Below are 12,726 nucleotides of genomic sequence, written 5' to 3'. Positions count from 1 at the left end.
GCGGCGGCAGGCCTATAAACGCCGAAGGCGCCCCCGCGCGGGCGCCTTCGGCGTGTCTGCTGCTCGTCGGCTCAGGGCACCATGGCCATGCCCACGCCGAAGCGGTTCCAGGCGTTGATGGTGGCGATGGCCAGGGTCAGGCTGACGATCTCGGCGTCGCCGAAGTGCTCGCGCAGTGCCTCGAACTGCTCCTGCGGCGCGTGCTTCTCGGCCAGCAGGGTCAGGCTTTCCACCCAGGCCAGGGCGGCGCGCTCACGGGCGCTGAAGAATTCGGTCTCGCGCCAGACACTCAGGGTCTGCAGGCGCGCCTCGGTCTCGCCGGCCTTGCGCGCGTCGTTCGCGTGCATGTTCACGCAGTAGGCGCAACCGTTGATCTGCGAGGCACGCAGGCGAATCAGCTCGAGCAGGGAATGCTCCAGGCCGGACCTGGCCAGGGCCTGTTCCAGCCCGAGCATTGCCTTGTAGGCGTCGGGGGACTGCTTGGCCCAATCGATACGTGCGCTCATGGTTCTCTCCAGTGGGGCCCGCGGGTTGCGGGAATGGCGATACCTTAGTCCCGCCGCGGCCGGCGTCGAATAGCCAATGCCGGGTATTCCGCGCAGTCCAATGGGGCCATTGGCTCAACGGTCGATGCGGGTGGAGAGGATGATCGAGGACATGGTGCGCTCCACCCCGTCCAGCGCGCCGATGCGATCGAGCAGCGCGTCCAGGTCGCGGATCGACAAGGCTTCGACGATGGCGATCATGTCGAACTGGCCGCTCACCGAATGCAGCGTCTTCACCTCGGGGATCTTCTCCAGCGCCTGCACCACCGGGTGCGACAGCTTCGGCAGCGCGGTCACCAGCACGTGGGCGCGCACCAGCGACTGCGCGTAGCTGTCGGCCACCTTGATCGAATAGCCGCTGATCACCCCCTGTTGCTCCAGGCGCTCGATGCGGCTCTGCACGGTGGAACGCGACACCCCGAGCTTGCGCGCCAGCTCCGAGACCGACTCGCGGGCGTTGGCGCGCAGCAGGTTGAGCAGGGCCGCGTCGGCGCTTTTCGTCATATTGCCAATTCCACTGGTTGAATTAATAGAAATCTCTTCGTCATTTTGCAGATTCACGGATTCATTTCAACGACTCCCTCTGCAACCATGTCCGCCGACACCGGCCCGCTTCAGCGCGCCCCCGCGCCGGCCCTCCGCCCATCGGGCGGGCGCCGTCGCGTTGCGTGCGGCAAGGCAGGAATGCCTCGCCTGGACGATGCTGAAGACAGTGGCCACGCGCCTACCCGTTGGGAGAGACCCATGCACAAGAAGAATCGCCATCCCCACACCCCCGGCAAGCAGCCGGTGACCATCTTCGGCCCGGACTTCCCCTTCGCCTTCGACGACTGGCTGGAGCACCCGGCCGGCCTGGGCAGCATCCCGGCGCACAACCATGGCCAGGAGGTCGCCATCGTCGGCGCCGGCATCGCTGGCCTGGTGGCGGCCTATGAATTGATGAAGCTGGGCCTCAAGCCGGTGGTCTACGAGGCCGCGAAAATGGGCGGGCGGCTGCGCTCGGAACCCTTCGAGGGCGCCGACGGGGTGATCGCCGAACTCGGCGGCATGCGTTTCCCGGTGTCCAGCACGGCCTTCTATCACTACGTCGACAAGCTCGGCCTGGAGACCAGCCCCTTCCCCAACCCGCTGACCGCCGCCTCCGGCAGCACGGTGGTGGACCTGGAAGGCACCAGCCACTATGCGGAGAAGATCGACGACCTGCCGGACATCTTCCGCGAGGTCGCCCAGGCCTGGGCCGAGGCCCTGGAGGACGGCGCGCGCTTCTCGGAAATCCAGGACGCCATCCGCGCGCGCGACACCGTCAAGCTCAAGGCCCTGTGGGACGAGCTGGTGCCGCTGTGGGACGACCGCACCTTCTATGACTTCGTCGCCACCTCCAAGGCCTTCTCGCGCCTGTCCTACCGCCACCGCGAGGTGTTCGGCCAGGTCGGTTTCGGCACCGGCGGCTGGGACTCCGACTTCCCCAACTCGATGCTGGAAATCTTCCGCGTGGTGATGACCAACTGCGACGACCACCAGCACCTCGTCGTCGGCGGCGTCGAGCAGGTGCCGCGCGGCATCTGGAACCACGCGCCGGACACCCTCGCCCACTGGCCGGCCGGCACCACCCTGGCGAAGCTGCACAACGGCGCGCCGCGCCCGGGGGTGAAGAAGATCGCCCGCGCCGCCAGCGGCAACCTGGCGGTCACCGACTACTGGGGCGACACCCGCGAGTACGCGGCGGTGCTCACCACCTGCCAGAGCTGGCTGCTGACCACCCAGATCGAGTGCGAGGAAGCGCTGTTCTCGCAGAAGATGTGGATGGCCCTGGACCGCACCCGCTACATGCAGTCGTCGAAGACCTTCGTCATGGTCGACCGGCCGTTCTGGAAGGACAAGGACCCGCAGACCGGCCGCGACGTGATGAGCATGACCCTCACCGACCGCCTGACCCGCGGCACCTACCTGTTCGACAACGGCGACGACAAGCCGGGGGTGATCTGCCTGTCCTACTCGTGGATGAGCGACGCCATGAAGATGCTCCCGCACCCGGTGGAGAAACGCGTGCAACTGGCCCTGGACGCGCTGAAGAAGGTCTACCCGAAGCTGGACATCGCCGGCCACGTGATCGGCAACCCGATCACCGTGTCCTGGGAGGCCGACCCGCACTTCCTCGGCGCCTTCAAGGGCGCCCTGCCCGGTCACTACCGCTACAACCACCGCATGTACTCGCACTTCATGCAGGACGACATGCCCGCCGAGCAGCGCGGCATCTTCATCGCCGGCGACGATGTATCCTGGACCCCGGCCTGGGTGGAAGGCGCGGTGCAGACCTCGCTCAACGCGGTGTGGGGTATCCTGCGCCACTTCGGCGGCGCCACCCACCCGGACAACCCCGGCCCCGGTGACCGCTACGCCGAACTGGGGCCGATCGCCCTGCCCGACTGAACCCAGGAGCCAGCGCCATGCGCATCGCCCTCTACCAGTGCCCACCCGGGCCCGACGACCTCGCCGGCAACCTGCGCCGGCTGCGCGAGGCCGCGCAACGCGCGGCCGCCCAGAGCGCCGACCTGCTGGTCTGCCCGGAAATGTTCGCCAGCGGCTACAACATCGGCGCCGAGCGCGTCGCCGCCCTGGCCGAAGCCGCCGACGGCGCCATCGCCGAGACGGTGGCCGGGATCGCCCGCGAGTTCGACCTGGGCGTGCTCTATGGCTACCCGGAGCGCAACCCGGCCGGCGCGCCGTTCAACAGCGTGCAGCTGATCGACCGGCGCGGCGAGCGCCGCGCCAACTACCGCAAGACCCACCTCTACGGCGACCTCGACCGCAACCAGTTCAGCGCCTCCGACGAGCCGCCGGCGATCGTCGAGCTGGACGGCTGGAAGATCGGCCTGCTGATCTGCTTCGACGTCGAGTTCCCTGAGGCGGTGCGCACCCTGGCGCTGGCCGGCGCCGACCTGGTGCTGGTGCCGACGGCGAACATGCACCCCTACGAATTCGTCTGCCAGGTGCTGGTACCCACCCGCGCCTACGAGAACCAGGTGTTCCTCGCCTACGCCAACTTCCAGGGCCACGAAGGCGAGCTGGAATACTGCGGCCTGAGCTGCGTGGTCGCCCCGGACGGCCAGGTGATCGCCCGGGCCAAGCAGCCCGACGAGTTGCTGATCGCCGACCTGGAGCCGGAGCGCATCGCCATGGTGCGCGAAGGCTACAGCTACCTGCGCCTGCGCCGGCCGCTGCTGTACCGCTCCTGAGCTGCAGCGGATAAACCCGTAGGGCGGATAACGCCTGCGGCGCTATCCGCCGTTACCGTCGGCTCCGGTGTTTGGGCCAACGGCGGATAACCGCGAACGGTTATGCGCCCTACCACGCTGGGTTCCCGCGTTCGCGGGAATGACGGATGTGGGTTCAGGATGACGCCGAACTTTCCGGCAACGCCGAACGGCCCCCTCTCACGCTTGCGGGAGAGGGCTGGGGAGAGGGGCTCTTGCCTTGGCTGCGATGTTCCGCGCCGCTCCGAGCCTGCCCCACCGCCTCGTTTCGCCCCCTCGGGCGACCTACTTTGGCAAACGACCCAAAGTAGGCAAAGGTCTTGCCCCGGCATCCGGGCCCGGCAAGCCGGGCTACCCTCACGAATTCCCCCGCCACGGCGGCACGCCCCGACAGTACGTCCCTGTACAGATCGGGGCTCGCGCGACATCCATGTCGCCCGACCTCCTGAGCGGGGGCTTCGCTCGGCCTCCTGAACGGGGCGCTCCGGTGCGCTCGGAAGTTTCACTGGAAACCCGTAGGGCGCATAACGCCTACGGCGTTATCCGCCGTTATCGTCGGCTCCGGCGTCTGGGCCGACGGCGGATAACCGCGAACGGTTATTCGCCCTACGTCACTGCTGTACCGCTCCTGAGGCGCGAACAACGCACGGCGAATGAAAAACGGCGCCCTCGGGCGCCGTTTTCATGTGCAGCGGAATCAGCCGTTGCTCTTCTTGATGATCGCCTCGGCGATGTTCGCCGGCGCCTCGGCGTACTTGGTGAACTCCATGGAGTAGCTGGCGCGGCCCTGGGACATCGAGCGCACGTCGGTGGCGTAGCCGAACATCTCGCCCAGCGGCACCTCGGCGCGGATCACCTTGCCCGCCGGGGTGTCTTCCATGCCCTGGATCAGGCCGCGGCGGCGGTTCAGGTCGCCCATCACGTCGCCCATGTAGTCCTCGGGGGTCACCACCTCGACCTTCATCACCGGCTCCAGCAGCACCGCGCCGCCCTTCTGCGAGAGCTGCTTGGTGGCCATGGAGGCGGCGATCTTGAAGGCCATCTCGCTGGAGTCGACATCGTGGTACGAGCCGTCGAACACCGAGGCCTTGAGGCCGATCAGCGGGTAGCCGGCAAGCACACCGTTCTGCATCTGCTCCTCGATGCCCTTCTGGATCGCCGGGATGAACTCGCGGGGAATCACCCCGCCGACCACCTCGTTGACGAACTCCAGGCCGTCCTTGCCCTCGTCGCCCGGTTCGAAGCGGATCCAGCAATGGCCGAACTGGCCGCGGCCGCCGGACTGGCGGACGAACTTGCCCTCGATCTCGCATTTCTTGCGGATCGCCTCGCGGTAGGCGACCTGCGGCTTGCCGATGTTGGCCTCGACGTTGAACTCGCGGCGCATGCGGTCGACGATGATGTCCAGGTGCAACTCGCCCATGCCGGAGATGATGGTCTGGCCGGTCTCCTCGTCGGTCTTGACGCGGAACGAGGGGTCTTCCTGGGCCAGCTTGCTCAGGGCGATGCCCATCTTCTCCTGGTCGGCCTTGGTCTTGGGTTCCACCGCCACCGAGATCACCGGGTCGGGGAAGTCCATGCGTTCGAGGATGATCGGCTTGTCGATAGCGCACAGGGTGTCGCCGGTGGTGACATCCTTCATGCCGATCAGCGCGGCGATGTCGCCGGCGCGCACTTCCTTGATCTCCTCGCGCTGGTTGGCGTGCATCTGCACCATCCGCCCGACGCGCTCCTTCTTGCCCTTCACCGAGTTGAGCACGGCGTCGCCGCTGCTCAGCACACCCGAATAGACGCGGGCGAAGGTCAGGGTGCCGACGAAGGGGTCGGTGGCGATCTTGAAGGCCAGCGCGGAGAACGGCTCGCTGTCGTCGGCGTGGCGTTCGTCGTGGCGCTCCTCGTCGTCCGGGTGGGTGCCCTTGATCGCCGGGATTTCCGACGGCGCCGGCAGGTAGTCGATCACCGCGTCGAGCACCAGCGGCACGCCCTTGTTCTTGAACGAGGAGCCGAGCACCGTCGGCACGATCTCGTTGGCCAGGGTGCGCTGGCGCAGGCCGGCCTTGATCTCCTCGACGCTCAGCGCCTCGCCCTCGAGGTACTTGTTCATCAGCTCGTCGTTGGCCTCGGCGGCGGCCTCGACCATGTGCGAGCGCCACTCGGCGGCCAGCTCCCTGAGCTCGGCGGGAATCTCTTCCTCGCGGTAGCTGGTGCCCTGGTCGTCGTCGTTCCAGTAGATGGCCTTCATCTTCACCAGGTCGACCTGCCCGTTGAAGTTCTCCTCGGAGCCGATGGCCAGCTGGATCGGCACCGGGTTGTGGCCCAGGCGGCGCTTGATCTGCTCGACCACGCGGAGGAAGTCGGCGCCCTGGCGGTCCATCTTGTTCACGTAGGCCAGGCGCGGCACGTGGTACTTGTTGGCCTGGCGCCAGACCGTCTCGGACTGCGGCTCGACGCCGTCGGCGCCGCTGAACACCACCACCGCGCCGTCGAGCACGCGCAGCGAGCGCTCCACCTCGATGGTGAAGTCGACGTGGCCGGGAGTGTCGATGATGTTGAAGCGGAATTTCTTCTCGTACTGCTTGGTCGAGCCCTGCCAGAAGGCGGTGGTGGCGGCCGAGGTGATGGTGATGCCACGCTCCTGCTCCTGCACCATCCAGTCCATGGTCGCCGCGCCGTCGTGCACCTCGCCCATCTTGTGATTGACGCCGGTGTAGAAAAGGATGCGCTCGGTGGTCGTGGTCTTGCCGGCATCCACGTGCGCGACGATGCCGATGTTGCGATAGAGCTCGATGGGCGTGCTGCGAGCCATGATCTACTCCGTATCTGCTGGATGGCTGAGGTTTCGACCGCGGACGGCGGCGCGTCCGCCGAAGAAGGCAAACCCGCGAATAAATGCCTTCGGGACAGGCTCAAGGTAGCGCGTCTGCGTGGCAATTCCAGTACCGTCCGCACACGCGGTGGCATTTCCAGCACAACCTCGGGGGCGGCTGGGACGCGCCCGGCCTCGATGGCCTGGACTAGGCCAACGGGCTGAGCCTCCCGATCCGGACTCGCGTCGAGCCCGCCGCCCGGCTCAGTCGAGGTAGGGGCCGAGGCCCGGCGCAATCGGCAGTTCCAGCTCCATCCAGAGCAGCAGGAACAGCGCCCAGGACACCAGGAAGCCCAGGGCCACCGGCAGCGTCATCGACGCCAGGGTGCCGATGCCGGCGTCCGCCTGGTAGCGCTGCAGGAACGCCAGGCACAGGCTGAAGTAGGGGCTCATCGGCGTCACTATGTTGGTCGAGGAGTCGGCGATGCGGTACGCGGCCTGCACGAAGGCCGGCTCGAAACCCACCAGCATCAGCATCGGTACGAAGATCGGAGCCATCAGCGACCACTGTGCCGAGCCCGAGGTGATGAACAGGTTCATCACCGTCACCAGGCCGAGGAACGCCAGCACCAGCGGCACGCCGCCGAAGCCGCTGCTGTCGAGCAGGTGCGAACCGCCGACGGCGATCCATTCGCCCAGGTGAGTCCATTTGAACCAGGCGAGGAACTGCGCGATGGCGAAGAACAGCACCAGGGTCGGCGCCAGTTCCTTGACCGCCTCGGCCATGAAATGGATGGCGTCGCGAGCGCCGCCGATCTTCCCCGCGCTGCGGCCGTAGACCCAGCCCAGGATCAGGAAGAAGAGCGCGAAGATGGCCACCGCGCTGGCCAGCAACGGCGAAGGCACCAGGCCACCGTCGGCGTTGCGCAGCGGCGCGCCGGCCGGCAGCACCGCCGCGAGAAGCGTGGCGACCAGGGCCAGCGCCGTCCAGCCCACTCGCCGCAGCCCGCGGAGCTCCGCCGCGTCGAGAGGCGTGATGTCGACCACCACGTCGCCGCGATAGGGCCCGGCCAGCGGCTCGACGAAGCGTTCGATGATGAAGGCACCGACCACCGACAGCAGCACGGCGGAACAGGCGACGAAATAGTAGTTGTCGATGGGCGAGACATAGGCCGCCGGGTCGATCGCCTGCGCCGCGCCGGTGGTGATCCCGGAGAGGATCACGTCGGTCGGGGTGATCAGCAGGCTCGCGTCGTAGCCCGCCCCCACCGCGACGAAGCCGGTCACCGCGCCGACCAGCGGGTTGCGCCCGGTGGCCTGGAAGATCATCGCCGCCAGCGGAATGAGGATGACGAAGGCGGCATCGGCGGCCACGTGGCTGCACATGCCGACGAGGAAGATGACGAAGGTGGTCAGCGAGCGCGGCGCCTTCATCACGCTGACCTGCATCAGCGCGCCGACCAGCCCGCTCTTGTCGGCGACGCCGATGGCCAGCAGGATCACCAGCACCGCCCCCAGGGGCGGGAAGTCGACGAAATTGTCGACCACCGAGGTGAGCGCGAAGACCAGGCCGTCGACGGAGACCAGGCTCCGGACGCTGACCGCCTCGCCGGTCTTGGGATGGACTCCGGCGACACCGTAGGCCGCCAGCGCCCAGGACAACAGGGCGACACCCAAACACAACGACGCGAACAGGACCACCGGGTGCGGAAGCCGGTTGCCCGCCCGCTCGACGGCGTTGAAGAAACGCTGCATGATGGACTCTCCTTGGCCGCGACGCCGGCGCCGGCTTGCGCGGGACGACGCGGCATGTCGCGGCATGTCGCGGATTCGCGGAAGGCCCGCGGCACGGGCCGGTTATCGCGCGTGCTCAGCTGAGCGGACGCAGGCGCCGCTCGGCGAGGGCCACGAACATACCCGCGGCGACGGGCAGGATTTCGTCGCGATAGTCGTAGCGCGGATGATGAAGATAAGCGCCGTCTTCGCCATTACCGACGAAGAAGTAGCAACCCGGAACTTTCTCCAGGTAGAACGCGAAATCCTCCGCCCCCATCGTGGGAAGCTGGTGCATGTAACCCGCCTTCTCCGCCCCCAGGACCTCGATGGCGGTCTCCACCACGAATGCGGTTTGCGCGGTGTCATTGACCAGCGCCGGGATACGCAGCGTCTGTACCAGCTCGGCGCGCGCGCCATGGGCCTGGCAGACCTGGGCGACGATACGGCGCAGCGCCTCGTCCACCACCGCGGCGGCTTCCGGCGAGCCGTCACGGGTGTTGATGGTCAGCGTCGCCTGGCCGGGGATGACGTTCTGGCTGTTGCCGCCCAGGAACCGGGTGACCGTCACCACGCCGGACTCCAGCGGCGACAGGCACCGGGCGACCACGCCCTGCAGCGCCTGGACCACCGCCGCGCCGACGAAGATCGGGTCGACCGTCAGGTCCGGCCGCGAGGCGTGGCCACCCTTGCCGCCGATACCGACCTCGTACAACGAACTGCCGCCCATGCTCGGGCCGGCCTTGGCGAACACCTGGCCAAGCGGATAACCGGGACGGTTGTGATAGCCGAAGATGGTCTCGACCCCGTCCAGCGCGCCTTCCTCGATCATGCGCGCGGCGCCCAGCCCGCCTTCCTCCGCCGGCTGGAACAGCAGCTGGATGCGCCCGCCGAGGTGCGCGTGCCGTGCGGCGAGCCGGCCGGCGGCCAGCAGCAGCGAGGCGGTATGCCCGTCGTGGCCGCAGGCGTGCATCTTTCCCGGACTCCGCGAGGCGTAGGGCAAGCCGGTGTCCTCCTGGATCGGCAAGGCATCCATGTCGGCGCGCAGGCCTATGCTGGGTCCGGGCCGGCCGGTGTCGAGCAGCGCGACGACACCGGTGCCCGCCACGCCGGTGCGCACCTGGTAGCCATGCCCACGCAAGAACGCGGCGACCAGGTCTGCGGTGGCGTGCTCCTCGTACTTGAGCTCCGGATTGCTGTGCAGTTGCTGACGGATGGCACGCGCCTCCGCGATCGCCGCGGTGGTGAATAAGGGCATCGAAGACCTCCACAAGGTTGTTGTTGTCGTTCCGCAGGCCTGCCGAGCGGGATTGTTAGCCGGACACTTGAGCTGCCACAATTTCATTAATTCGCAACCTTCATTGCCTTTAAGGCAAACCAGGAGCTCCATGCAGCACCTCGCCCTGCGTTACTTCCTGGAGGTAGCCCGCGCCGGATCGATCAGCGAAGCCTCCAGCCAACTGCACGTTTCCGGCTCGGCAATCAGCCGGCAGATCGCCCGCCTGGAAGACGAACTCGGCGTCGCGCTGTTCGAGCGGCGCCCTCGCGGCATGGCGCTCAGCCCGGCCGGCGAAGTGCTGGCGCAGCGTGTGCGGCGCATCGCCCTCGATACCGACAGGGCCCTGGCCGAGGTGCGCGAGTTGCAGGGGCCGCATCGCGGCACGGTACGCCTGGCGGCCTACGAAGGCTTCGCCATCGACTGGCTGCCGCCGATAGTCGCGCGGTACCGGCGCGCCTACCCGGAGGTCCGATTCGAAGTCTGGGTGGGTAGCTCAGCGGATATCTGCGAGCGGGTCGGCGACGGCCGCGCCGATATCGGCATCACCTACAGCTACAGCGCACCGGCGGCGATCAAGGTGGAACGCATCCTGCGCCGGCCCATGCGGGTGCTGGTGCCGCGCGGGCATCCCCTGGCGGCGCGCGCCTCGGTCAGCCTGGCCGACCTGGCCGATGAAGTCCTGGCCCTGCCGGACCGCCAACGCACCCAGCGGCAGTTGATCGACACCGCCCTGGCCGGCCAGGGGCTGACCCTGGAGCCAGCCTTCAGCAGCAACTCCATGGCTACCCTGAAGGCGTTCGCCCTGGCATCCGGGGCGCTGCTGTTCTCCAGCGCGCCGGACGACCCGGCGGGTGGGCAGGCGAGCGCGGTCGTCGCGCTGCCGCTGGAAGACGAAACCTTGCAGGCCAGCGTCCTGCAGGTCATCACCCTGCGCGAGCGCCACCTGCCGACCACCGTCAGCGAATTCCTGGGCTTTCTCGATCAGTCCATCGAGCATTGACCAGATATTTTTACGTTTAATTTCAATATCTTAATGAATAAATCGCATGTCAATTCTGGAAAAAGCTCGATCTCTATGGGGTTATTTTGATTTTTAATGTTAAAAATCAACTAGATACGAAAATTACCTAGAATCGGGATTTAACTTTAACGAGCGCGCGAGGCGCCACCGACCAAGCCGCAACCCAGTGACGACGGGGCCCGACCCGAGGATCGAGGCCCCTCGCCACGACCCACTCTTGAAGTACTTTCTAGAAAAGAATAATCAGATATAAAACAATGAGTTATAAATTAAACATCACGTTAACTATGAAAACATGCGCCCCTCACACCGCGCGGCACTGGATCATCCCGGGCAAACAGGTCCATGCTTTGGCTTTGCAACCCAAAGGCGGAGACCGCCCGCATGCGTGAAACCATTACCCTCGATTTCGTCTCCGACGTGGTCTGCCCCTGGTGCGCCATCGGCCTGGCCGGGCTGCTCGAGGCCATCCAGCGGGTCGACGGCGAGATCGACGTCGAACTGCACGTCAAACCCTTCGAACTCAACGCCGACATGCCCGCCGAAGGCGAGGACCTGATCGAGCACCTGCAGCGCAAGTACGGCAGCAATGCCGAGGACATCGCCGCCAACCACAAGCGCATCCACGACTTCGGCGAGGAAGTCGGCTTCCACTTCGGCGGCAAGCGCGAGCGCATCTACAACACCTTCGATTGCCACCGCCTGCTGCACTGGGCTACCGAACAGGGCCGCGACCTGGCGCTGAAGCAGGCGCTGCTGCACGCTTACTTCGGCGTGGGCAGCAACATCAGCGACCCCGAAGTGCTGCTGGAGATCACCAGCAGCGTCGGCCTGGACCCGGTGCGCACCCGCGAAATCCTCGACAGCGACGCCTACGCCAGCGAAGTGATCGAGGAAGAGGAGTTCTTCACCAGCCACGGCATCCGCGCGGTACCGGCGGTGATCATCAATGGCCGCCAGCTGATCTCCGGCGCGCAGTCGGCGGACTACTACGAACAGGCCCTGCGCCAGGTGGCCACCAAGGCCGAACCACTGCCACGCTGAATCCCACCCGTTGGCACATGACGTTCGCGGTTATCCAGCGATGGCATTGCGCGAGGGAAACGGCGGATAACGCCTGGAGCGTTATCCGCCCTACGCTCTGAAACGCCCCCGTAGGGCGGATAACCGTTCGCGGTTATCCGCCGATCACATTGCGCGCGGGCCACTGACACACTGCGTTCGTCCAGGGTGGGAGCGCGCCATGCGCGCGATCGCAGGCGTGGCCTGCTCCTACGGCCAGGCGCCGAACCTACGGGCACAAAAAAGCCGGGGACAAGCCCCGGCTTTCTCTTATCGCATCCGCGTCAGAGCGCCGACCAACCGTCGGTCTTGCCGCCCAGCGGTTCGGAGTGCTCGGCCAGCAGCTCTTCGTAGCCGCCGATGTTCTCGTGGGTCGGCTCCATCACCGGGTAGGCCAGCACCTGCCAGGGCAGCGCCGGGTCGCCGTCGTACTCGGAATAGGCCACTTTCTGGCCGTTCTGCAGCAACAGGATGGCGAAATCCAGCGCCGCCTGCTCTTCCGGGAAGATCACGGCGAACTCCACTTCACGCTCGAACGAAAGGTCCTCACCGTCCTCCTGCAGGGCCCACAGGGCGTCGCCGATTTCGTCGTCCGGGAAAAGTTGCTTGTCGCGGGTCATGTCGCTGCTCCAATCAGGAAAAGGGGCGTCCGGTCGAACGCTTGCCCATAAGGATACCTGCCCCGGGGCGATGGCGCCGGAAATATCGTGGGCATCGTCGGCGCTGATGTTCACCATCGAGGGGATTCACTTCCGGCCGGCGCGGGCGCGCCGCAGGATGGCCGACATACCGGGCAGACCCGGAAGCCTTCGGAGCGCCTTGCCATGCTCGACACCTACACCCAGCCCGCGCAGGGCTACCGCATCACCTACATCACCCTGGACGACCTGCAACTGCATTTCGAAACCCAGGTCGCCGTGGCCGGCGAAGACGGTGAGCTGATCCTGCTCGAAGCCCCCACGCCGCCCGCCGAACGCCGCGCGCTG

11 protein-coding genes are annotated in these 12,726 nt (G+C 66.7%); 5 read left to right on the top strand and 6 right to left on the bottom strand.

What is annotated here, in order from left to right; genetic code table 11:
- Positions 1-71: 71 nt before the first annotated feature.
- On the bottom strand, positions 72-506 hold the full coding sequence (locus P3W75_RS06860) for a carboxymuconolactone decarboxylase family protein (protein ID WP_276226613.1): 435 nt from the start codon (positions 504-506) through the stop codon (positions 72-74).
- Positions 507-620: 114 nt separating this feature from the next.
- Entirely contained in the window at positions 621-1,049 is a 429-nt protein-coding gene (locus P3W75_RS06855; protein WP_276226612.1) for an Lrp/AsnC family transcriptional regulator, read from the bottom strand.
- Between the two features lie 240 nt (positions 1,050-1,289).
- On the opposite strand from P3W75_RS06855, the gene P3W75_RS06850 reads away from it, so the two are divergent.
- Both P3W75_RS06850 and P3W75_RS06845 read left to right on the top strand, forming a co-directional pair.
- Positions 1,290-2,975: a flavin monoamine oxidase family protein gene (locus P3W75_RS06850; RefSeq protein ID WP_276226611.1), complete on the top strand. Its 1,686-nt coding sequence runs from the start codon at positions 1,290-1,292 to the stop codon at positions 2,973-2,975.
- A gap of 17 nt (positions 2,976-2,992) precedes the next feature.
- Complete coding sequence (locus P3W75_RS06845) at positions 2,993-3,781, top strand: carbon-nitrogen hydrolase family protein (RefSeq protein WP_276226610.1); 789 nt, start codon at positions 2,993-2,995, stop codon at positions 3,779-3,781.
- Positions 3,782-4,496: 715 nt separating this feature from the next.
- Here P3W75_RS06845 and fusA read toward each other — a convergent pair.
- From fusA to P3W75_RS06830, 3 genes are all read right to left on the bottom strand, one after another.
- A complete protein-coding gene (gene fusA, locus P3W75_RS06840; protein ID WP_276226609.1) occupies positions 4,497-6,605 on the bottom strand; it encodes an elongation factor G in 2,109 nt (702 codons plus the stop codon).
- 264 nt (positions 6,606-6,869) lie between these two features.
- Positions 6,870-8,360 (bottom strand): AbgT family transporter, encoded by a 1,491-nt coding sequence (locus tag P3W75_RS06835; RefSeq protein ID WP_276226608.1) that lies wholly within the window; start codon positions 8,358-8,360, stop codon positions 6,870-6,872.
- Positions 8,361-8,475: 115 nt separating this feature from the next.
- The gene (locus P3W75_RS06830) at positions 8,476-9,636 is read right to left on the bottom strand and encodes a M20 metallopeptidase family protein (RefSeq protein ID WP_276226607.1); all 1,161 of its coding nucleotides are present in this window, start codon (positions 9,634-9,636) and stop codon (positions 8,476-8,478) included.
- 130 nt (positions 9,637-9,766) lie between these two features.
- Between P3W75_RS06830 and P3W75_RS06825 the strand changes: the two genes are divergently transcribed.
- The gene (locus P3W75_RS06825; RefSeq protein WP_276226606.1) at positions 9,767-10,657 is read left to right on the top strand and encodes a LysR family transcriptional regulator; all 891 of its coding nucleotides are present in this window, start codon (positions 9,767-9,769) and stop codon (positions 10,655-10,657) included.
- 405 nt (positions 10,658-11,062) lie between these two features.
- A complete protein-coding gene (locus P3W75_RS06820; RefSeq protein ID WP_276226605.1) occupies positions 11,063-11,722 on the top strand; it encodes a DsbA family oxidoreductase in 660 nt (219 codons plus the stop codon).
- Between the two features lie 302 nt (positions 11,723-12,024).
- Here the strand turns inward: P3W75_RS06820 and P3W75_RS06815 are convergent, their stop codons facing one another.
- Positions 12,025-12,360 (bottom strand): ribonuclease E inhibitor RraB, encoded by a 336-nt coding sequence (locus P3W75_RS06815; RefSeq protein ID WP_276226604.1) that lies wholly within the window; start codon positions 12,358-12,360, stop codon positions 12,025-12,027.
- A 204-nt stretch (positions 12,361-12,564) separates the two neighbouring features.
- Here P3W75_RS06815 and ptrC point away from each other — a divergent pair.
- Positions 12,565-12,726 (top strand): type III secretion system co-regulatory protein PtrC (ptrC, locus tag P3W75_RS06810; RefSeq protein ID WP_276226642.1); only part of this gene is annotated, 162 nt, incomplete at its 3' end.

It is taken from the genome of Pseudomonas citronellolis, from assembly GCF_029335315.1.
Classification (GTDB): domain Bacteria; phylum Pseudomonadota; class Gammaproteobacteria; order Pseudomonadales; family Pseudomonadaceae; genus Pseudomonas; species Pseudomonas citronellolis_A.
This window is presented reverse-complemented; position numbering and strand designations above follow the sequence as displayed.

Coding starts and splice junctions, on each gene's coding strand:
- P3W75_RS06860 (WP_276226613.1), bottom strand. CDS start 506: ATGAGCGCACGTATCGATTGGGCCAAGCAGTCCCCCGACGCCTACAAG.
- P3W75_RS06855 (WP_276226612.1), bottom strand. CDS start 1,049: ATGACGAAAAGCGCCGACGCGGCCCTGCTCAACCTGCTGCGCGCCAAC.
- P3W75_RS06850 (WP_276226611.1), top strand. CDS start 1,290: ATGCACAAGAAGAATCGCCATCCCCACACCCCCGGCAAGCAGCCGGTG.
- P3W75_RS06845 (WP_276226610.1), top strand. CDS start 2,993: ATGCGCATCGCCCTCTACCAGTGCCCACCCGGGCCCGACGACCTCGCC.
- fusA (WP_276226609.1), bottom strand. CDS start 6,605: ATGGCTCGCAGCACGCCCATCGAGCTCTATCGCAACATCGGCATCGTC.
- P3W75_RS06835 (WP_276226608.1), bottom strand. CDS start 8,360: ATGCAGCGTTTCTTCAACGCCGTCGAGCGGGCGGGCAACCGGCTTCCG.
- P3W75_RS06830 (WP_276226607.1), bottom strand. CDS start 9,636: ATGCCCTTATTCACCACCGCGGCGATCGCGGAGGCGCGTGCCATCCGT.
- P3W75_RS06825 (WP_276226606.1), top strand. CDS start 9,767: ATGCAGCACCTCGCCCTGCGTTACTTCCTGGAGGTAGCCCGCGCCGGA.
- P3W75_RS06820 (WP_276226605.1), top strand. CDS start 11,063: ATGCGTGAAACCATTACCCTCGATTTCGTCTCCGACGTGGTCTGCCCC.
- P3W75_RS06815 (WP_276226604.1), bottom strand. CDS start 12,360: ATGACCCGCGACAAGCAACTTTTCCCGGACGACGAAATCGGCGACGCC.